Annotated in this window: 16 protein-coding genes; 9 read left to right on the top strand and 7 right to left on the bottom strand. The window is 61.3% G+C overall.

Features of this window, described 5'->3' with window-relative positions; translation table 11 throughout:
* Window positions 1-101 precede the first annotated feature (101 nt).
* The gene (mutS, locus tag H7H48_RS17555; protein ID WP_229450635.1) at window positions 102-2,750 is read left to right on the top strand and encodes a DNA mismatch repair protein MutS; all 2,649 of its coding nucleotides are present in this window, start codon (window positions 102-104) and stop codon (window positions 2,748-2,750) included.
* 14 nt (window positions 2,751-2,764) lie between these two features.
* Here mutS and H7H48_RS17560 read toward each other — a convergent pair whose 3' ends face one another.
* Window positions 2,765-3,724 (bottom strand): small ribosomal subunit Rsm22 family protein, encoded by a 960-nt coding sequence (locus H7H48_RS17560; RefSeq protein WP_229450345.1) that lies wholly within the window; start codon window positions 3,722-3,724, stop codon window positions 2,765-2,767.
* 134 nt (window positions 3,725-3,858) lie between these two features.
* On the opposite strand from H7H48_RS17560, the gene H7H48_RS17565 reads away from it, so the two are divergent.
* The 6 genes from H7H48_RS17565 (at window position 3,859) to H7H48_RS17590 (ending at window position 12,124) form a co-directional block, all read left to right on the top strand.
* Window positions 3,859-6,657: a [protein-PII] uridylyltransferase gene (locus H7H48_RS17565; RefSeq protein ID WP_229450346.1), complete on the top strand. Its 2,799-nt coding sequence runs from the start codon at window positions 3,859-3,861 to the stop codon at window positions 6,655-6,657.
* Window positions 6,658-6,907: 250 nt separating this feature from the next.
* The gene (murJ, locus tag H7H48_RS17570) at window positions 6,908-8,470 is read left to right on the top strand and encodes a murein biosynthesis integral membrane protein MurJ (protein ID WP_229450347.1); all 1,563 of its coding nucleotides are present in this window, start codon (window positions 6,908-6,910) and stop codon (window positions 8,468-8,470) included.
* A gap of 68 nt (window positions 8,471-8,538) precedes the next feature.
* Window positions 8,539-9,732, top strand: a complete 1,194-nt coding sequence (locus H7H48_RS17575) for an acyltransferase (protein WP_229450348.1) — start codon at window positions 8,539-8,541, stop codon at window positions 9,730-9,732.
* Window positions 9,733-9,804: 72 nt separating this feature from the next.
* Window positions 9,805-10,872 (top strand): tryptophan--tRNA ligase, encoded by a 1,068-nt coding sequence (gene trpS / locus H7H48_RS17580; RefSeq protein ID WP_229450349.1) that lies wholly within the window; start codon window positions 9,805-9,807, stop codon window positions 10,870-10,872.
* 92 nt (window positions 10,873-10,964) lie between these two features.
* Complete coding sequence (locus H7H48_RS17585; RefSeq protein ID WP_007008142.1) at window positions 10,965-11,456, top strand: universal stress protein; 492 nt, start codon at window positions 10,965-10,967, stop codon at window positions 11,454-11,456.
* Between the two features lie 92 nt (window positions 11,457-11,548).
* On the top strand, window positions 11,549-12,124 hold the full coding sequence (locus H7H48_RS17590) for a NifU family protein (RefSeq protein WP_229450350.1): 576 nt from the start codon (window positions 11,549-11,551) through the stop codon (window positions 12,122-12,124).
* Window positions 12,125-12,221: 97 nt separating this feature from the next.
* On the opposite strand, the gene H7H48_RS17595 is transcribed toward H7H48_RS17590, so the two are convergent.
* On the bottom strand, window positions 12,222-12,845 hold the full coding sequence (locus H7H48_RS17595; RefSeq protein ID WP_229450351.1) for a L,D-transpeptidase: 624 nt from the start codon (window positions 12,843-12,845) through the stop codon (window positions 12,222-12,224).
* 191 nt (window positions 12,846-13,036) lie between these two features.
* Between H7H48_RS17595 and cueR the strand changes: the two genes are divergently transcribed.
* Both cueR and H7H48_RS17605 read left to right on the top strand, forming a co-directional pair.
* On the top strand, window positions 13,037-13,426 hold the full coding sequence (gene cueR / locus H7H48_RS17600) for a Cu(I)-responsive transcriptional regulator (protein ID WP_229450352.1): 390 nt from the start codon (window positions 13,037-13,039) through the stop codon (window positions 13,424-13,426).
* Window positions 13,427-13,464: 38 nt separating this feature from the next.
* Entirely contained in the window at window positions 13,465-13,965 is a 501-nt protein-coding gene (locus H7H48_RS17605) for an MmcB family DNA repair protein (RefSeq protein ID WP_229450353.1), read from the top strand.
* Window positions 13,966-13,968: 3 nt separating this feature from the next.
* On the opposite strand, the gene H7H48_RS17610 is transcribed toward H7H48_RS17605, so the two are convergent.
* The 5 genes from H7H48_RS17610 to H7H48_RS17630 form a co-directional block, all read right to left on the bottom strand.
* Window positions 13,969-14,586 (bottom strand): 2-hydroxychromene-2-carboxylate isomerase, encoded by a 618-nt coding sequence (locus tag H7H48_RS17610; RefSeq protein WP_229450355.1) that lies wholly within the window; start codon window positions 14,584-14,586, stop codon window positions 13,969-13,971.
* A 62-nt stretch (window positions 14,587-14,648) separates the two neighbouring features.
* Complete coding sequence (locus H7H48_RS17615) at window positions 14,649-15,194, bottom strand: thioesterase family protein (protein ID WP_229450357.1); 546 nt, start codon at window positions 15,192-15,194, stop codon at window positions 14,649-14,651.
* A 137-nt stretch (window positions 15,195-15,331) separates the two neighbouring features.
* On the bottom strand, window positions 15,332-17,551 hold the full coding sequence (locus H7H48_RS17620) for a 3-hydroxyacyl-CoA dehydrogenase NAD-binding domain-containing protein (RefSeq protein ID WP_229450358.1): 2,220 nt from the start codon (window positions 17,549-17,551) through the stop codon (window positions 15,332-15,334).
* Between the two features lie 22 nt (window positions 17,552-17,573).
* Window positions 17,574-18,782, bottom strand: coding sequence for an acetyl-CoA C-acetyltransferase (locus H7H48_RS17625; RefSeq protein ID WP_229450359.1), 1,209 nt, complete (start codon window positions 18,780-18,782; stop codon window positions 17,574-17,576).
* Between the two features lie 47 nt (window positions 18,783-18,829).
* The gene (locus tag H7H48_RS17630) at window positions 18,830-19,936 is read right to left on the bottom strand and encodes an acyl-CoA dehydrogenase family protein (protein WP_229450637.1); all 1,107 of its coding nucleotides are present in this window, start codon (window positions 19,934-19,936) and stop codon (window positions 18,830-18,832) included.
* Window positions 19,937-19,971: the final 35 nt, after the last annotated feature.

A 19,971-nucleotide genomic window follows, 5' to 3' on the forward strand; every position in this document is an offset into this window, starting at 1 on the left:
GAAGCCAGTACAAAGCCAATTCAAAGGCTGGGAGCCCTTCCTTGAACGACGAAACGCCCATGCGCCACAACGCAATGCAGGCCGCTGCCGGGGCAACGCCCATGATGGCGCAATATATCGAGATCAAGACGGCCAATCCCGATTCGCTCCTGTTTTACCGCATGGGCGATTTCTACGAGCTGTTCTTCGAGGATGCGGAGATTGCCAGCCGCGCGCTTGGCATCACGCTCACCAAGCGCGGTAAGCATCAGGGCGACGACATTCCCATGTGCGGCGTGCCGGTGCATGCGGCAGACGATTATCTGCAAAAGCTGATCGGCCTTGGCCATCGCGTCGCCGTCTGCGAGCAGATGGAAGATCCCGCCGAGGCCAAGAAGCGCGGCTCGAAATCCGTGGTAAAGCGCGATGTGATCCGGCTGGTCACGCCGGGCACCATCACCGAGGAAAAGCTGCTCGACCCATCCGAGGCCAATTATTTGATGGCGCTTGGCCGGGTGAAAGGCGGGGATGATAGTCTGGCGCTCGCCTGGATCGATATTTCCACCGGCGCGTTCCGCGTTGCGCCCACGCGGCCGGACCGGCTTCTGGCCGATGTGCTGCGCATCGATCCGCGTGAACTGATCGTGCCCGAGGCCGTCTATTATGACGAGGCCTTCCGGCCTGCCTTCGACGTGCTGGGGCGGGTGGCCAATCCGCAGCCGGCGAACCTGTTCGATTCCGCATCCGCCGAAATGCGCCTGACGCGCTTTTATGGCGTGGCGACGCTGGAAGGCTTTGGCCGTTATTCCCGCGCCGAGCTTTCGGCCATTTCCGGTGCTGTCGCCTATGTGGAGAAGACCCAGAAGGCAGAGCGTCCGCCGCTTGGCCGTCCGGAGCGCGACGATGAGGGCGCGAGCCTCTTCATCGACCCGGCCACCCGCGCCAATCTGGAGCTTGGCCGGACGCTTTCGGGCAGCCGCGATGGCAGCCTTGCCAAAGCCATCGACCGCACGGTGACGGGCGCGGGGAGCCGGCTTCTCTTCGAGCGGCTCATGTCGCCGCTCACCGACCCGGAAGCGATTGGCGGGCGGCTTGATGCGGTCTCGTTTTTCCTTGCCGAGCCGGGCCTGCGCGAGGATGTGCGCAGGCTTTTGAAAGGTGTGCCGGACATTGCCCGCGCGCTCTCGCGGCTGGCGCTCAACCGTGGCGGCCCGCGCGATCTCGGCGCACTCGCCTCCGGCTTCGAGGCCGCGCATGGCGTGGCGGAGCTGCTTCAGGGCAAGGACGCGCCTGCGGAGATCGCCGGGGCGCTGTCGGGTATTGCCGGCCTGCCCATGGAGTTTGCCGCCCATCTGTCGCGCGCGCTGGCGGATGAGCTTCCGCTCTTGAAGCGCGATGGCGGTTTCATCTGCGCTGGCTACAATGACGAGCTCGATGAAATGCGTGCGCTGCGCGACCAGTCGCGCCGGGTGATCGCCGGGATGGAGCGGCAGCTTGCCGAGGAGACGGGCGTCAAGTCGCTCAAGATCCGGCACAACAATGTGCTTGGCTATTATATCGAGGTCACGGCCAACAATGCCGGCGTGATGAATGGCACGGACGAGGCCAAGGCGCGCTTCATCCACCGCCAGACCATGGCCAACGCCATGCGCTTCACCACAACGGAACTGGCGGAGCTGGAAACGAAAATCGCCAACGCCGCCGACCGGGCCTTGCAGATCGAGCTTGGCGTGTTTGAGCAATTGTTGTCCGAAGCCGTTGCTTCCGCTGACTGCATCCGCGCTGCCGCTGATGCTTTGGCTGTGCTCGATGTTTCAGCGGCCCTCGCCGAGCTTGCGGAAGCGGAAAACTACTGCCGCCCGCAGGTGGATGACAGTCTCGATTTTCACATTGAGGGCGGGCGTCACCCGGTGGTGGAGCAGGCGTTGCGCAAGCAGCTTGCTGAGCCTTTCGTCGCCAATGACTGCGATCTCTCGCCGACAGGTGGGGAAGAGGCCGGCGCGATCTGGCTTCTGACCGGTCCGAACATGGGCGGTAAATCGACCTTTTTGCGCCAGAACGCACTCATTGCAGTCATGGCGCAGATGGGCTCCTTCGTGCCGGCGTCCGTTGCCCGCATCGGCGTGGTGGACCGCCTCTTCAGCCGCGTCGGCGCATCTGATGATCTGGCGCGTGGCCGCTCGACCTTCATGGTCGAGATGGTGGAGACGGCGGCGATCCTCAATCAGGCAGGGCCCCGCGCGCTGGTGATCCTTGATGAGATTGGCCGCGGCACAGCCACTTTTGATGGTTTGTCCATTGCCTGGGCGGCGGTTGAATATCTGCATGAACAAAACCGCTGCCGGGCGCTCTTCGCCACCCATTTCCACGAGATGACCGCGCTTTCGGAAAAACTCGGACGGCTCTCCAATGTCACCATGCGGGTGAAGGAATTCGAGGGCGACGTGGTGTTCCTGCACGAGGTGGGACGCGGCGCGGCTGACCGTTCCTATGGCGTGCAGGTGGCGCGGCTCGCCGGTCTGCCGCATGCGGTGGTGGAGCGCGCGCGCGAGGTGCTCCAGCAGCTTGAGGAAGGCGAGACCTCCGGCAAGGCGTCGAAACTGATCGACGATCTGCCGCTTTTCTCGGTGGCGGCGAAGCAGGAAGCGAAAGCGTCGAAGACGCCGGATCGCCTCGGCGAGGAACTGCTGGCGATCAACCCTGATGACATGACACCGCGTGAAGCGCTGGAGGCGCTCTATCGGCTGAAGCAGCTTGCTGGGGAGAAATAGGCTGCGCTACCAATCTAAAGCACATCGCCCCAGTCGGCCTTGCGGGCGGCCTTGAAGGTGCGGCCTTCGCGGCGGGTGACGAGGCGGTCGTCCAGCGCGCCGTCGCTGGTGCACAGTTTCAGGCGCACCATGCCGCTTGCCGTTTTCGGTGGGGCGAGCACGCGGGAGGGGCCCTCGTCGGGCTTGTGGCGAGACACCGCCAGATAGCTGAATTTTTCATCCTCCCACGGCACCTCGCCGCCTTTGGCAGTGCGGTGCAGGCGCGAGCGGGCGACGCGGCGGGAGAAATGACACCAGTCGGGCGCTGCCACCGGGCAGGGCGCGTGATGCGGGCAGGGGGCGAGAATGTGGCCGCCAAGGGCGATGAGCCGGTCGCGTGCGGCAAGAATGCGCTGCCACCCGGCAGGAGTGCCCGGCTCCACGATCACCAGCGTGTCGGCGGTCAGGGCCCAGAGACGGTCGATCAGCGTATCGCGTACCGCCGGAGCAAGCTCGTCCAGAACATAGCAGAGCGTCACGAGGTCGGCGGGCGCGATGTCCGCAAGCCCGCTTTCCACACTGGCGGCATGCCAGTTCGTGTCTATGGCGAGCGATCTTGCCAGCTCTGCTCCCGCCTCGCGCATGGCAGCGCTCGTTTCGACCAGCGTTGCGGTATCGAGCTCCGGCCATTCCGCGCGAGCAGCCCAGAGCGCGGTGCCCGGGCCGGCGCCCACATCGAGCATGCGCGATGGCGCAAAATCCTCACGCCGTGCTGCGGTCTCCGCCAGGCACTGGCGCACCGCGGCATAGGTGGCGGGCAGGCGGGTTGCCAGATAGGCTTTTGCAGCCAGCGCATCGCCCACATGCAGGCTTCCGTCACGGGTTTCGGCGCGATAGCGCTTTGACAGGCGCTGGGCAGCATCCTGTATCTGGGAAAGCGGCGTGCCCTCCAGATATGCGTCGACTGCCTGGCGCAGCGGGGCGGGAAGCTCCATTTGAAACCCGTGTGCTTTCTGTGCGAAACCTCTGCGACATAGCGGCCGGGTGTCTGTGCTGCAACCGCAGTTTTTGACAGCCATTTCGCAGCGGGCGAAAACAGGCTATACAGCGCCGCCAATTCGGGAAACTCATGGCCAAGGTTCCACTTAAGCTCGATCAGATCATAGACGGCACCGCGCTGCGTGCCGAACTATCAGCCTTTGCCGAAGAGACGAGCGGTCCGGAGCAGCGCTCGAAGATTATGAAGGCGCTGAAGGCGCGCATAGCGGAAGGCCGCAAGGCGGCCGAAACCATGCTGATGAATGATGGCGGCGGCACGGCCTGCGCCGCGCGGCTTTCGCATCTCATGGATGTGATCATCTCCGAAGTGCAGCATTTTGCGGCGGCGCATGTTTATCCGACGCAGAACCCGTCGTCGGCGGAGCGCCTGGCGATTGTGGCGGTCGGCGGCTATGGGCGCGGCACGCTGGCGCCCGGATCCGACATCGATCTCCTTTTTCTCTTGCCCTACAAGCAGACGCCCTGGGGCGAGCAGATCGTGGAATATGTGCTCTACATGCTGTGGGACATGGGGCTGAAGGTCGGCCATGCCACCCGCAACATCGATGAGTGCATCCGCCAGGCGCGCACCGACATGACGATCCGCACCGCCGTTCTGGAAGCGCGCTTCATCTGCGGCGAGAAGCCACTCTATGAAGAAATGGTCGAGCGTTTCGACGAGGAAGTGGTCAAGGATACGGGCGCCGAATACAGCCAGGCCAAGCTCGCCGAGCGCGATTTGCGCCATGCCAAGGCGGGCGAGAGCCGTTATCTGGTCGAGCCCAATGTGAAGGACGGCAAGGGCGGCCTGCGTGACCTGCACACGCTGTTCTGGATCGGCAAATATTTTTACCGCGTGCGCCGCGCGGAAGACCTGGTGGGGCAGGGCGTCTTCACCCGCAAGGAATATCTCCAGTTTCGCAAGGCGGAAGATTTTCTCTGGGCGGTGCGCTGCCACATGCACTTTCTCACCGGAAAGGCGGAAGAGCGGCTGCATTTCGATATTCAACGCGATATCGCAGAGCGGCTTGGCTATACAAGCCATCCCGGCCTGTCGGCGGTCGAGCGCTTCATGAAGCATTACTTCCTGACGGCCAAGGGCGTGGGCGACCTGACACGCATCTTCTGCGCGGCACTTGAGGAGGAACAGGGCAAGCATGTGCCCGGCTTCAACCGCTTCTTCATGAACTTTTCGCGCCGCCGCAGAAAACTTGCAGGCACCAGCGATTTCATCGTCGACAATCACCGCATCAACGTGGCCGATGAAGGCGTGTTCGAGCGCGACCCGGTGAACCTGTTGCGGTTGTTCTGGTTCGCAGACCGGCACGGGCTCGAATATCACCCCGAGGCGCTGAAGCTGCTTACCCGTTCGCTCAAGCTGATCGACCGCAATCTGCGCCGCGACAAGGAGGCCAACCGCCTCTTCATGGATGTGCTGACATCCGACCGCGATCCCGCGCTCAATATGCGCCGCATGAACGAGGCCGGCGTTCTGGGCAAGCTCATCCCCGATTTCAACAAGATCGTGGCGATGATGCAGTTCAACATGTACCACCACTACACGGTCGACGAGCACCTCATCCGCTGCATCGGCGTCCTGTCCGAGATCGAGCATGGCGACGGCGAGAAGCTGCATCCGCTTTCCCATTCGCTGATGCCCTCGCTGAAGCCGTGGCGCGAAGTGCTCTACACGACGCTGCTCCTGCACGACATCGCCAAGGGAAGGCCGGAGGATCACTCCACGGCAGGTGCACGCATCGCCCGCAGGCTCTGCCCGCATATGGGGTTCGATCCCAAGGAAACGGAGATGATCGCCTGGCTGGTCGAGCATCATCTCGACATGTCCATGGTCGCCCAGACGCGCGATCTGAACGACCGCAAGACGATCCAGGACTTCGCCGACATGGTGCAGTCCGTGGAGCGGCTGAAGCTGCTTCTGGTGCTGACCGTCTGCGACATTCGCGGCGTCGGCCCCGGCGTGTGGAATGGCTGGAAGGGGCAGCTCCTGCGCACGCTCTATTACGAGACCGAAGTGCTTCTGACCGGTGGCTTCTCCGAAGCGCCGCGCTCCACCCGTGCAGACGAGGCGCGCCAGCGGCTGGCAGGCGCGCTTGAAGAGCACGGTTGGCCCGAAAAAGACATGGAGGACTATCTCGATCTGCACTACTCGGCCTACCTGCTGGCCGTCGATCTGGATGATCAGATCCGTCACGCGGACTTTATTCGGGAGGCCGACAGGGAAGAGCGCCCGCTGGCAACGATGGTCAAGCCGCATACATTCGAGGCTGTGACGGAGATCACGGTGTTCGCGCCCGATCACCCGCGCCTCCTGTCGATCATCGCTGGCGCGTGCTCGGCGGCGGGAGCGAACATCGTCGATGCGCAGATTTTCACCACCACCCATGGCCGCGCGCTGGATACGATCCTGATCAACCGCGAATTCGATTTCGATGCCGATGAGCGCCGCCGCGCCGAAAGCGTGCGCAAGCTTATCGAGGATGTGCTCTCGGGCAAATCCTATCTGCCCGACATGATCGAGAAGCGCGCGAAGCCACGCCGCGGCACCCGGGCATTCAGCGTCGAGCCGCGCGTGGAGATTGGCAACACCCTGTCGAACCGCTTCTCCGTCATCGAGGTCAAGGGGCTCGATCGTCCGGGGTTGCTTTCGGAAGTAACCGAAACGCTCTCCGACCTCTCGCTCGACATTGCCTCGGCACACATCACGACGTTTGGCGAAAAGGTGATCGACACGTTTTACGTGACCGATCTCACCGGCCAGAAGATCGTTAGCACCGACAGGCTGGACACGATCCGTAAGGCCCTTTTGAAAACGCTGGAAAGCGGTGTCGAGCGACCGGCGAGAGGCAAGTCACGGGCGGCTGCCGAATGAGCGGAACGGCGGGGGAGGGAGCCTTGCAGGGCGGCGGCGGGAGCAGCGTTCCGGCATGGATCCCCGGGTCAAGCCCGAGGATGACGAAGAGGAATGTTGTCCGCTTGCTCGCTTGTCTCGGGGCGCTCAGGCTTTCCATTGAGTTCGTCATCCTCGGGCTTGACCCGAGGATCCATGCCAGCGCATCTCAGCATCGCAATTCTATGGACTGCAGCCCCCATCCCGCCCCCAATTTCAGGTCTTCCTACCCATGAGTCTCATCGGAAAATTCGCCAGTGTCGGCAGCGCCACCATGGCAAGCCGCATCCTCGGCTTTGTGCGCGAAGCGCTGATTGCCGCCGCCATCGGTGTCGGCCCTGTAACCGATGCATTCTACGCTGCATTCCGCTTTCCCAATCTCTTCCGCCGATTGTTCGCTGAAGGCGCGTTCAACACCGCCTTCATTCCATTGTTTGCAAAGGAGATGGAGGGCGGCGGCATTGAGGCGGCGCGGCGTTTTGGCGAAAATGTGCTCGCCGTTCTGGTCACGGTGCTTCTGCTGCTTTCCGCTGTGGCCATGCTGGCCATGCCCTTCCTCGTCTCCACCATCATCGCACCGGGTTTTGCCGACACGCCCGAGAAGTTCGATCTGACGGTGATCATGACGCGGATCATGTTCCCCTATCTGTTCTGCATGTCGCTCGTGGCCATGTTTTCCGGCATTCTGAATGCGATGCGCCACTATTTCCTGGCGGCATTGGTGCCGACGCTTCTCAACGTCATTTTGATCGGGGTTCTGCTCGTCGCGCTTTTCTGGCAGTTTGACCCGCGCCAGACGGGCATCTGGCTTGCCTGGGGCGTGTTCGCCTCGGGTCTGGCGCAGCTTTTCTTTCTCATCCAGGGTGCGCGCCGCGCAGGCTACTCCATGCGGGTGCGGCGTCCGCGCCTCACGCCGGGTGTCAAACGCCTGCTTGTGCTCATGGCGCCGGCGCTTCTGACCGGCGGTATCATGCAGATCAATCTTCTGGTCGGGCAGATTATTGCCTCCACACAGGATAACGCCATCGGCCTCCTGAACTTCGCCGACCGCATCAACCAGTTGCCGCTCGGCGTCATCGGCATCGCCGTGGGTGTGGTGCTCCTGCCGGAGCTCTCACGCGCCCTGAAGGCCGGTGATCACGCGGATGCTCAGCATTTGCAGAACCGTTCCATGGAATTCGCGCTGGGGCTCACACTGCCAGCCGCCGTGGGGCTCATGGTGATGCCTGCACCAATCGTTGCGCTGCTTTATGAGCGCGGCCAGTTCACCGCGCTTGACACCGCAATGACGGCGGCGGCGCTCGCCGCCTTCGCCAGCGGCCTGCCGGCCTATGTGCTGACCAAGGTGTTTCAGCCCGCATTTTTTGCCCGCGAGGACATGAAAACACCCATGTGGTTCTCGCTGATCACGGTTGCGGTGAACATCGCGGCAAGCCTGTTGTTTTTCCCTGTATATGGTCATGTGGCCATCGCCGCCGCGACGGCGCTCTCTGCCTGGGTGAACGTGCTTCTTCTGGCCATTACCCTCTGGCGGCGGGGTGATTTTCGCCCCTCGTCGCTCACTCTCCGCCGCATCGCCTTCATGCTGCTTGCGAGCGCGGTCATGGGGGCCGTTGTATGGGCGCTGCTTGCTGCGCTGCCCGGGTTCGTGGGGCACGATCTGTTGATCGTGCGTGTACTCACGGTTGTTGGCATCGTCCTACTGGCAGCCATTGCCTATTTCGGCGTGGCGCTCGCGACCGGCGGCATCGACCGGGCAGAACTGGCGCGTGTTCGGCGCAGACGCGGCAGATAAGCCCCCCAATTAACCGAATGCGAAGGCGCTGCTGATAGCATGCCCTTCGCAACATCGGGGGGAGAAGCATGCAGCAACGTCTTTATTACATCGATTTCCTGCGTGTTTCCGCGTTCATGCTGCTGATCGCATATCACGCCTCCGTCGCGTTCTTCCCGGACATGAAATGGCTCATTGAGGCGCCGGAGGGCAGCGCCACACTGGCCCTGATCATGAAACACCCGCGCGCATGGCGGCTTGCCCTGCTTTTCTTCGTGTCAGGCATGGGAACCTGGTTTGTCTACCGGCGGTGCCATGATCTCACCTTCCTGAAGGGTCGGTTCATGCGGCTTTTCCCGCCGCTGATCTTCGCCATGTGTGTCATCATCGTTCCGCAGGTCTGGTACGAGCGCATGTATGAGAATGGCTATGAGGGCTCGTTCCTCACCTTCTGGCTCACGCGCTATTTCACCGAGGGCAAATATCCGGAGGGGAATTTCACCTGGGCGCATATGTGGTTTGTTGCCTATCTGCTGGTGATGACCGTCGTCTGCTATCCGGTCTTCCGCCTGATCGACCAGCCCTTCATGAAACCGGTGACCGACTGGTTCCAGCGGGTGGCGGGCTCCTCCTGGGTTTACCTGCTTTTCCTTCTGCCGCTTGTGCTCAATCTCGCGCTGTCGCCCTTCTTCCCGCGCCAGACCAATGCACTCTACAATGACGGCGCATGGTTTGCGGTATGGGCGAGCTGGTTCGGGCTCGGCTTTCTTTTCGCGCGATACCATCAAGCGCTGATCGGGAATGTCGTGGGTTTACGCTGGCGAAGCGCGTGGTCTGCGGCGGCGCTGACTTTAGCGCTCTACCTCTTTTCATGGACAGGAGCTGGCGGCTACTTCATCGGCGACTATGAGACCATGACACCACTATACAAGGTGCTGCTGATGGCGCTTGCATGGACGATGATCCTGGCGCTATGCGGGTTCGCCGCGAAGTATCTGGATGCACCGAGTGCCACTGTCTCATGGCTTAACCGCAAGGTGTTTCCACTTTATATCGTCCACCAGACCGTGGTGGTGGCGGCCCTGTATTACGTGTTGCCGCTTGGGCTCGCTGTCTGGACGGAATATTTGCTGGTTCTTGCGATCACGTTCGCCGGCTCTTTCCTGTTCGCCGCGGCGGTTGAGTTGCTGCCCGGGCGCATCGGCCTTCTGGTGGGGCTTCCGCCTCGTGGAAAACCGCTTCCGGCGGGTGGCGCGGAAACGCAATCGATGCGTGGGGCTTGATTGCCGGTTTCGCGTCGTTCATAAGCCATGGCGCGCGGCCTTCGCGCTCCACAGGGCATTCAGGAAAGATCCATGAGCGAATTCAGGGAGCTCGTCTTCTCCGGCGTTCAGCCGACGGGCAATCTTCACCTCGGCAATTATCTGGGCGCGTTGCAGAAGTTTGTCGCGCTTCAGGAGAGCCATGAGTGCATCTATTGCGTCGTCGATCTGCATTCGCTGACCGCGACTATGGCGCATGACGATCTGGCCGACCAGACGCGTTCGATCACCGCTGCCTTCCTGGCGAGCGGCATCGATCCGAAGAAGAACATCGTCTTCAACCAGAGCCAGGTGCTGCAGCACGCTGAGCTCGCATGGATTTTCAACTGCGTCGCGCGCATCGGCTGGATGAACCGCATGACGCAGTTCAAGGACAAGGCCGGCAAGGACCGTGAGAACGCGTCGCTCGGCCTGCTCGCCTATCCGAGCCTCATGGCTGCTGACATTCTCGTCTATCGCGCCACCCACGTGCCGGTGGGCGATGACCAGAAGCAGCATCTCGAGCTGACGCGCGACATTGCGCAGAAGTTCAACAACGACTTCTCAGCCCGCATCGCCGAGCTGGGTTATGGCGTGGAGATGGAGGTGGGCGAAGAGAAGGTGAACGGCTTCTTCCCGCTCACCGAGCCGCTGATCGAAGGCGCGATCACGCGCGTGATGAGCCTGCGTGACGGCTCCAAGAAGATGTCCAAATCGGACCCGTCCGACCTGTCGCGCATCAATCTTACGGACGACGCCGACGCCATCGCCAAAAAGATCAAGAAGGCAAAGACCGACCCCGAGGCTCTGCCTTCAGAAGTGGACGGCCTGGCCGAGCGGCCCGAGGCGCAGAACCTCGTTGGCATCTACGCCGCGCTTTCCGGTGCCACCAAGGCGGATGTGCTTGCGGAGTTCGGTGGGCGGCAATTCTCCGAGTTCAAGCCGGCACTGGCCGAACTTGCGGTCGAGAAACTGTCTCCGATCGCTGGTGAAATGCGCCGCATCCTCGACGACCCGGCTTATATTGACGGTGTTCTGCGTGAAGGTGCTGGCCGGGCGCGCGAGAAGGCGGAAGCGACCATGAAGATGGTGCGCGAGATCATCGGGCTCATCGACGGGTGAGGCCTTTGACTGCCCCGTCTTGCCGAAAGCTCTCTGCGATGGCAGATTGCGCGGAATTGGCGGGTCACTCGCCGGCGAAACAGGACGTGTGAATGGTCTCCAAGCGACTGATCCGCGAGGCGGGACACCGCCGCAAATTCCTTGCCATCATTGATGACACGCCCGAATGCGAACGGGCCGTTGCCTATGCGGCCCGGCGTGCCCAGTCGACGAACGGCGTTCTGGTGCTTCTTTTCGTGATCGAACCCGGCGATTTTCAGCATTGGCTCGGGGTTGAGCAGATCATGCGTGAAGAAGCCACGGCAACCGCCAATGCGGCGCTCGACACCCACGCGACCAAGGTTCGCGAGACCATCGGCATCGAGCCGGAGCTCGTCGTGCGCGAGGGCAAATCCGCCGACGAGATTCACAAGCTGATCGAAGAGGATCAGGACATCGCTATTCTCGTTCTGGCGGCGGGCAGTTCCAAGGAAGGGCCGGGGCCGTTGGTTTCGTCGATCGCCGGCAAGACGGCTGCTTTTCCCATCCCCGTCACCGTCGTCCCCCAAAATCTGAGCGACGAGGAAATCGAAAGTCTGGCATAAGCGCGCTTTGCTTCCCATATGTGCGCTTGAACCCTCGAACGATTCCTCCTATTTTAGAATCATTCCAAGAAACGCCAGATCGGAAAACCACCATGTTCATTCAGACCGAAGCGACCCCCAATCCCGCGACGCTGAAATTCCTGCCTGGCCGAGTGGTTCTGGAGGAGGGCACTGCCGATTTCCGCGAGGCGGAGTCTGCAGCAGAGACATCGCCCCTGGCAGAGCGGCTTTTCTCGGTCACAGGCGTGTCCGGTGTCTTTTTCGGTTATGACTTCATCACGGTCACCAAAGAGGATGGTCCGGATTGGCAGCATTTGAAGCCGGCCATTCTCGGCACCATCATGGAGCACTTCATGTCGGGCCAGCCGGTGATGGCGAAGGCAGGCTTAGGCGGGCTTCCGGTTTCGGAAGATGGAGAGTTTTACGACGAGGCCGACGAGCAGATCGTATCCACCATCAAGGAACTGTTGGATACCCGTGTGCGTCCCGCAGTCGCCCAGGATGGTGGTGACATCACTTTCCGCGGCTATGAAAAGGGCACCGTCTTTCTGCATATGAAAGGTGCCTGCGCTGGCTGCCCGTCCTCCACAGCCACGTTGAAACACGGCATCCAGAACCTACTTCATCATTTCGTGCCGGAAGTCCGGGAAGTCGAGCAGGTGCTCTGATCCCTCTCCTCATCAAGGTTAGGCAAGAAAAAACCGGGCTCCAAGGCCCGGTTTTTTTCAGGGTCGGATCGAGTGACCCTGGTCGCTGAGACGGTTTCTACCGCTTAACGATTACTTTAGCACCAACTTCGGTACGGTTGTAAAGGTCGATGATGTCCTGATTCATCAATCTGATGCATCCCGACGACATTGCTTTGCCAATCGACCGCCATTCCGGCGTGCCGTGCAGGCGATAGCCCGTGTCGCCACCGCGGTTGAAAAGATAGAGCGCGCGAGCGCCCAGCGGATTGGACAGGCCGGGCGGCATGCCCTGGCGCCATTTCGCCAGCTCCGGCTGACGACCGATCATTGCAGAGGGCGGCGTCCATGTTGGCCATTCGCGTTTCATGGCAATGCGTGCTGTGCCTGCCCACTCAAAACCCTCACGCCCCACACCGATGCCATAGCGCATCGCCTTGCCGCCATCCATCACCAGGTAAAGAAACTTGGCGTTGGTGTCGACAATGATCGTGCCGGGCTTTTCCTTGGTTTCGTAGGAAACAATCTGACGGTGATACTGTCGGGGAACTTCGTTGATCGGAATTCGTGGCAATTGATAGCCAGCGTCTTTCACGGTGCCGTAGTCCGAGGTGAAGACCTTCAGGGGTCCGCCCGACGTACAACCTGCGAGTGCCGTTGCGAATCCCAGTGCCGCAGCGATGGCAATCGACTTGAATCTCATGTGTTCCCCCAAACCCGGATATCTTAATTGTGCCTGAAGCGTAGCGTAATTTGAGCACCATTGTTAAATTCTTGGTTAATGAATTGCCAAGGCTTCGGCCGCATTGACGTTGCGTAAGCCTGTTATTGACTCCGATTATTGCAAACAGGCAACACAATCCCCAGTTTCGATGAAAGCGCAGGAGCTGCATCATGAATGTTGGACAGGCCGCCCGCCGCTCGGGATTGCCGGCTAAGACGATCCGCTATTATGAGGAAATTGGCCTGATAGCGCCGCAGCGCGCAGGCAATGGATATCGCGCCTACAGCGATGAGGATCTGCATTTCCTCACATTTCTGAAGCGCGCGCGGGGGCTTGGCTTCTCGATCGACGAGTGCCGGCAACTCATGGCGCTTTATCGGGACAGGGAACGGGCAAGCCAGGACGTGCGCGACATAGCCGTCTCCCATGTGGCGGCGATCGATGAAAAGATCGCTGAACTGCAATCCATGCGCGCGACCCTGAACAAGTTGATCCAAGCCTGTCGCGGCGATGAACGTCCTGACTGCCCGATCCTCAACGACATAGCCGGCGCGCGCTGAGGCTTCAATCAGACGAGCAGGAATGGCATAGTCAGCAGATGCCGATCATCTCTCCGATTCCTCTCAATCCGCTGGCAGATGGACGCCAGTCCGACCGGGCCATGGTTATCCGCCGCGGTGTCCAGCGGCTGTTGATAGCCATGGGGGCCGTGGTCTTGCCGGAAGTGACGCTTGCCACCGGCCGCCGCGCCGATCTCGTTGCGTTGACGAAGAAGGGCGACATCTGGATTATCGAGATCAAGTCGTCAATTGAGGATTTTCGAGTGGATCGGAAATGGCCTGAGTATCGCCAGCATTCCGACCGCTTCTTCTTTGCGACTCATCCGGAAGTGCCGGCAGAGATTTTTCCCGAGGAGTGCGGGTTCATCCTCTCCGATGGCTATGGGGCAGAGATCCTGCGTGAACCGGATGAGCACAGGCTCGCCGCTGCCACGCGCAAGGCAATGATGCTGCGCTTTGCGCGGGCGGGGGCGGCACGTGTCACGGCAGCCGAGCTTGCCGGGATAGAGGTGCCGCTCGCCGATGGTGAGGCAGGCTGAGACTTAGGCTTTGAAGGCAGCACGGCCTGTCGCCAGCGCGTGGTCAAGATATTCCACGCGGTCCTGGCCGAAGAATGCCTCTCCATTGAGCACGTAGGTAGGAACGCCGACAGCATCGGCTTCCACGGCATCTTTGGTGTTCTGTGCGCGAATTGCCGAAATCTCTTCGCTTTGTGCTCTCTCCAGAATGGACGCGGAGTCGAATTTTTCCAGTTCGAGATATTTCGCAAGCGTATCGGGATCGGCGATGTCTTCTTCATTTGCCCACACGGCGGCGAAGACACGCTCCATATAGCTCATGGGATCATGACCCTCGGCGACGAGCGCCGCGATCACATGGTCCGCAAGAGCCGGGTCGACCGGCCAGTGTTTGGGCATTTTGTTGATGGGCATGCCCCGGAAGTCGGCGATGCGCTGAAGTTCCACCATACGCAACCTCTGGCGAACAGGCGGACGTTTCGCCGGTGGCACTGCACCGGAAATTTCCCAGATCCCCATCAGGTTGACCGGTTTCACCCGCACGCTCGCTCCATGCTTGGAAAGAACCGCACGCAGAGGCTGATGCCCCAGATAGGTGAAGGGCGATGCAGATGTGAAATAGTAATCAACGGTGGTCGTCATCGATGTCTCCGGTTCAAACTAGCAGGTCGAAACTATCGGCCCCGGTCGCGCACCGATAGGCTTCAGGACAACACTTTTGCGCGAGCACGCATGCCCTGATGTGAAGCCATGAATGCGCGCTCTTCATCGTTTGGCGGGCGCGGGGCGGCGTCCACACCAAGAGCGCCCATAACCTCCTCGACGGGGACAAAGCCTCTGCCTTTGTAATCATAGACGCCGCCAGTGGTGAGGATCATGGCGGCGACGCGCCCATCGCCAAGCACGAACCGGTGCTGGCCGATAATCTGCGTGCCATCCCAGGTCTCGATTGTGGAGATCACATCAAAACGCTGCCACAGGCGCACCTCGCGCACATAAGCCGTCTGTAACCCGCCAAGCAGAGGTGCCCAGCCGCGCTGGCGCGCGGCACCGATCAGCCCGCTGCGCAGGAAGATGTCGATCCGTCCCATATCCGCCAGCATCATGTAGCGGGCGTTGTTCAGGTGGATGTTCATGTCGATGTCGGTGGGCAGGCAGCGGAACGAGAGTTTGCTCTCGTCGCCCAGCCGGTAGACGCCCCGGCTCTTGCGTGTGGCGGCCACGCGAAGAAGACGCATCCAGACATACATGATTTTCTATCCTGAGAGGTTGGTGCTGCGGCCGGCGCTTGCCCGGCAAAGCAACGTTCCGAAATTGTGCCCTGTTCAACGTTCCGGACGCATTACTGCATCCGGAACGGAGTTTTTTCGCTTTCGCAGCAAAAGCCTCAGGCGGCCTTCTTCTCCGCCGCCTTTTCAGGTGCAAAGCGCTGGTAGAAGGTCTCGCCGCTCTCAGCCATGTCCAGCAGGAGCTTCGGGGCCTTGAACTGCTTGCCGTACTTCTTCTGAAGGCGCTTGGTCATGGCAACGAAGGCCTCCGCTCCCATTCCGTCGATATAGGAGAGGGCACCGCCCGTGTAGGGCGCGAATCCGAAGGCGAGAATGGAGCCGACATCCGCCTCGCGCGGATCGACGACAATGCCTTCTTCCATGATGCGGGCCGCTTCCAGCGCGATCGTAGCCAGGAAACGCTCCTGCAGTTCCTCGACATCGATCTTGTCCGGGTTCTTCTGCGGATAGAGATCCTTCAGGCCGGCCCACAGATGCTTCTTTGCAGGCTTTGCCGGATAGTCATAGAAGCCCTTGCCGTTCTTGCGGCCAAGGCGGCCATGCTTGTCGACCAGCGTGTCGATCAGCTCCATGTGGCGCGGGTCGACGGCTTTGGGGCCGAGATCGCGCACGGTCTGCTTCATGATCTTCTGGGCGAGATCGACAGCCGTCTCATCGGTGAGAGCGAGCGGACCAACGGGCATGCCGGCCATCTTCGCCGCATTCTCCACCATCGGGGCGGGCACGCCTTCGATGACCATGGAGAAGGCCTCCTGCATGTAGCGCAGGACGCAGCGATTGACGTAGAAGCCGCGCGTGTCGTTGACGACGATCGGCGTCTTCTTGATGGCGCGCACATAGTCCATCGCCATGGCCAGCGCCTTGTCGCCGGTCTTCTTGCCCATGATGATCTCGACCAGCATCATCTTGTCGACGGGCGAGAAGAAGTGGATGCCGATGAAGTTCTTCGGGCGCTTGGAGTTTTTCGCCAGACCGGAAATCGGAATGGTCGAGGTGTTGGAGGCGAAGACGGCGGACGGTTTCAGAACCGCCTCGGCCTTTTCTGTCGCCGTTTTCTTGATCTCCGAATCCTCGAACACGGCCTCGATCACCAGATCGCAACCTTCAAGCTCGGCATAATCCTCGCTCGGAGTGATGAGCGAGAGTAGCTTTTCCTTGTCTTCGGCGGTGGCGCGGCCCTTCTTGATGGCCTTGTCCATCAGATCGGCCGAATGCGCCTTGCCCTTTTCGGCGGACGCCGTGTCGCGGTCGATAAGAACGACAGGAATGCCCGCCTTGGCCGTGACGAAGGCGATGCCCGCTCCCATGAAGCCGGCACCGAGCACGCCAATCTTCTTGAACTTCTTGGCTGGTACGTCGTCGGGGCGGCGAGCACCCTTGTTGAGCTCCTGCAGCGAGACGAAGAGCGAGCGGATCATCATCTTCGCTTCGGTCGTCTGCATGATCTCGGTGAAATAGCGCTGCTCGATGGTGAGCGCCGTGTCGAAGGGCACCAGCATGCCCTCATAGACGCATTTCAGGATCGCGGCTGCGGCCGGGTAATTGTTGTAGGTCTCGCGGCGCAGGATGGCGATCGCCGGCGGCCAGAGGTTTGCGCCCGCTGCCGAGTAGACGGGGCCGCCGGGCAGTTTGAAGCCCTTCTCGTCCCACGGCTGAACCGGGCTCAGGCCGTCGAGGATCATCTTCTTTGCTGTCTCGACCAGCTTCTTCGGCGCGGCGATCTCGTGGATCAGCCCCATGGCCTTCGCCTTCTGCGGCGTCAGCGTCTGGCCGGTGGTCAGCATCTGCAGGGCTTCCTGCGGCTTGGCAAGGCGTGGCACGCGCTGGGTGCCGCCTGCGCCGGGGAAGATGCCCACCTTCACTTCGGGAAGCGCCATCTTCACTGCCGGGCTGTCGGCTGCGACACGGCCATGGCAGGCGAGCGACAGCTCGAACGCGCCGCCCATGCAAGTGCCGTTGATGGCCGAGACCCACGGCTTGCCGGAGGTTTCAAGCTTGCGCCAGAGCCAGCCCATGCGGCCGGCATTGTCGAACAGAAGCTTGACCGCCTTCTTGCGGTCCTTGGCCTTTTCCTTCTCGAACTGGCCGAGCATCTTCTGCAGCATGGTCAGGTCCGCACCGCCGGAGAAGGTCTCCTTGCCGGAAGTGATGACAGCACCTTTGATCGCATCGCTGCCGGCAATCTGGTCGATGATCGCGTCCAGCTCGTTCATCACCTCTTCGGTGAAGACGTTCATGGAGCGGTCCGGCATGTCCCAGGTGACGAGCGCGATGCCGTCTGCGTCCACGTCAACAGTGAAATTCTTGTAGTCGGTCATGGTCTGATCTCTCCCCGACAGCTCAAACGCGTTCGATGATGGTTGCGGTGCCCATGCCCGCGCCGATGCACAGCGTCACGAGCGCTGTGTTCAGGTCGCGGCGCTCAAGCTCGTCGAGAACCGTGCCGAAGATCATCGCGCCGGTCGCACCCAGCGGGTGGCCCATGGCGATTGCGCCGCCATTCACATTGATCCGGTCATGGTCGATCTCGAAGGCCTGCATGTAACGCAGCACCACCGAGGCGAAAGCCTCGTTCAGCTCGAACAGGTCGATGTCCGAAAGCTTCATCTTGGCTTTCTTGAGAAGCTTCTCCGTCACGTCGACCGGACCGGTCAGCATGATCGCTGGCTCAGAGCCAATATTGGTGAAGGCGCGGATTTTCGCGCGCGGCTCAAGCCCCATGGACTTGCCGGCCTTGCGCGAACCGAGCAGCACGGCGGCCGCGCCATCGACGATGCCCGACGAGTTGCCGGCGTGGTGCACATGGTTGATGCTTTCAAGCTCCGGATAACGCTGCACGGCCACGGCATCGAAACCGCCCATTTCACCCGGCATCACGAAGGAGGGGTTGAGCTGGCCAAGCGCCTGCATGTCGGTACCGGGGCGCATGTGCTCGTCATGATCGAGAATGGTCAGCCCGTTCTGGTCTTCCACCGGGATCACGGACTTCTTGAAATAGCCCTTGTCCCAGGCATTCTTGGCGCGCTTCTGGCTTTCAACCGCATAGGCATCCACATCGTCGCGTGAAAAACCATACTTCGTGGCGATCAGATCGGCGGACACGCCCTGCGGCATGAAATAGGCGGGGATGCCGACCGAAGGGTCCATGAACCACGCGCCGCCGGACATGCCCATGCCGACGCGCGACATGCTCTCCACGCCACCGGCAATGACGATCTCGTCGGAGCCGCCGGCGATCTTGGCCGCGCCCAGATTGATGGCGTCGAGGCCCGACGCACAGAAGCGTGAGATCTGCATGCCCGGAGCCGCGTTCGCGTAGCGCGCCTCGAAGGCGGCCGAGCGCGGGATCACGGAGCCGGCTTCGCCGACCGGATCGACACAGCCGAAAATGATGTCGTCCACCTTTGTGGTGTCCAGCCCGTTACGGTCGCGCACGGCTTCGAGAACCTTCGCGCCAAGGCGCACGGCGGGCACCTCGTGCAGCGAACCGTCCTTCTTGCCCCGTCCGCGCGGCGTGCGCACGGCGTCATATACATAAGCGTCAGCCATATCGGTCTCCCTGCTTTACCGACCCAACGCCGGGTCGTGCGATTGGTTCAAAGGGTTCTGGCGATCACCAGCTTCATGATCTCGTTGGTGCCGCCATAGATGCGCTGCACGCGGGCGTCGCGATACATGCGCGCGATGGGATATTCGTTCATATAGCCATAGCCGCCATGGAGCTGCAGGCATTCATCGACCACTTTGCACTGCAGGTCGGTGAGCCAGTATTTGACCATGGAGGCGGTGGCGGTATCGAGATTTCCGGCGAGGTGACGTGCCACGCAATCATTGTAGAAAACGCGGCCGACCGTTGCCTCGGTTTTCAGTTCCGCCAGTTTGAACTGGGTGTTCTGAAAGTCGATCACCTTCTGGCCGAAGGCCTTGCGCTCCTTCACATAGTCGAGGGTGACAGCCAGCGCGCGCTCGATCATGGCTATCGCCTGAGCGCCGATCAGGAGCCGCTCCTGCGGGAGTTGCTGCATGAGCTGCACAAAGCCCTGGCCTTCCTCATGACCGAGAAGATTGGCGGTTGGCACACGCACATCGTTGAAGAAGAGTTCCGAAGTGTCGTTGGACTTGAGGCCGATCTTGTCGAGATTGCGACCGCGCTCAAACCCTTCGGCCTCGTCGGTTTCGACCACGATCAGGGATGTGCCCTTCGCGCCCTGGCTCGGGTCCGTCTTGGCGACCACGATGACGAGATTGGCTAACTGCCCGTTGGTGATGAAGGTCTTGGAACCGTTGAGGCGGTAATGGTTTCCGTCCTTCTCCGCCCGCGTTTTCACACCCTGAAGATCGGATCCGGCTCCGGGTTCGGTCATGGCGATCGCGCCGATCAGCTCGCCGCTCGCGAGCTTCGGCAGCCAGCGCTGCTTCTGCTCTTCCGAGCCGTAATGGAGGATGTATGGCGCGACGATGGCGTTGTGGAGCGCAATGCCGAAACCATCGACGCCCACATGGCTGATCGCTTCGATGATCGCGCTTTCATGGGCGTAGGTGCCGCCCGCACCGCCATGCTCCTCCGGCATCGAGGCGCAGAGAAGGCCCGCAGCGCCAGCCTTCTCCCAGCTCGCGCGGTCGAAGATCTCCGCCTTCTCGAACGCTTCGTAGTGAGGCGCAATCTCTTCCATCAGGAAGCGGCTCGCCATGTCATAGAGCATGGCGACGTCTTCGCCGGCCCAGTCGGGCCGGGAAA

The sequence above is a fragment of the Nitratireductor sp. B36 genome (genome assembly GCF_020833685.1).
Classification (GTDB): domain Bacteria; phylum Pseudomonadota; class Alphaproteobacteria; order Rhizobiales; family Rhizobiaceae; genus Nitratireductor.

Bases quoted from the DNA above. Each gene is read 5' to 3' on its own strand.
- H7H48_RS17575 (WP_229450348.1), top strand. From the start codon at position 8,539: ATGCAGCAACGTCTTTATTACATCGATTTCCTGCGTGTTTCCGCGTTC.
- H7H48_RS17610 (WP_229450355.1), bottom strand. From the start codon at position 14,586: ATGACGACCACCGTTGATTACTATTTCACATCTGCATCGCCCTTCACC.
- H7H48_RS17595 (WP_229450351.1), bottom strand. From the start codon at position 12,845: ATGAGATTCAAGTCGATTGCCATCGCTGCGGCACTGGGATTCGCAACG.
- H7H48_RS17615 (WP_229450357.1), bottom strand. From the start codon at position 15,194: ATGTATGTCTGGATGCGTCTTCTTCGCGTGGCCGCCACACGCAAGAGC.
- cueR (WP_229450352.1), top strand. From the start codon at position 13,037: ATGAATGTTGGACAGGCCGCCCGCCGCTCGGGATTGCCGGCTAAGACG.
- murJ (WP_229450347.1), top strand. From the start codon at position 6,908: ATGAGTCTCATCGGAAAATTCGCCAGTGTCGGCAGCGCCACCATGGCA.
- H7H48_RS17620 (WP_229450358.1), bottom strand. From the start codon at position 17,551: ATGACCGACTACAAGAATTTCACTGTTGACGTGGACGCAGACGGCATC.
- H7H48_RS17560 (WP_229450345.1), bottom strand. From the start codon at position 3,724: ATGGAGCTTCCCGCCCCGCTGCGCCAGGCAGTCGACGCATATCTGGAG.
- H7H48_RS17590 (WP_229450350.1), top strand. From the start codon at position 11,549: ATGTTCATTCAGACCGAAGCGACCCCCAATCCCGCGACGCTGAAATTC.
- H7H48_RS17630 (WP_229450637.1), bottom strand. From the start codon at position 19,936: ATGCTCTATGACATGGCGAGCCGCTTCCTGATGGAAGAGATTGCGCCT.
- trpS (WP_229450349.1), top strand. From the start codon at position 9,805: ATGAGCGAATTCAGGGAGCTCGTCTTCTCCGGCGTTCAGCCGACGGGC.
- H7H48_RS17585 (WP_007008142.1), top strand. From the start codon at position 10,965: ATGGTCTCCAAGCGACTGATCCGCGAGGCGGGACACCGCCGCAAATTC.
- H7H48_RS17625 (WP_229450359.1), bottom strand. From the start codon at position 18,782: ATGGCTGACGCTTATGTATATGACGCCGTGCGCACGCCGCGCGGACGG.
- H7H48_RS17565 (WP_229450346.1), top strand. From the start codon at position 3,859: ATGGCCAAGGTTCCACTTAAGCTCGATCAGATCATAGACGGCACCGCG.
- mutS (WP_229450635.1), top strand. From the start codon at position 102: ATGATGGCGCAATATATCGAGATCAAGACGGCCAATCCCGATTCGCTC.
- H7H48_RS17605 (WP_229450353.1), top strand. From the start codon at position 13,465: ATGCCGATCATCTCTCCGATTCCTCTCAATCCGCTGGCAGATGGACGC.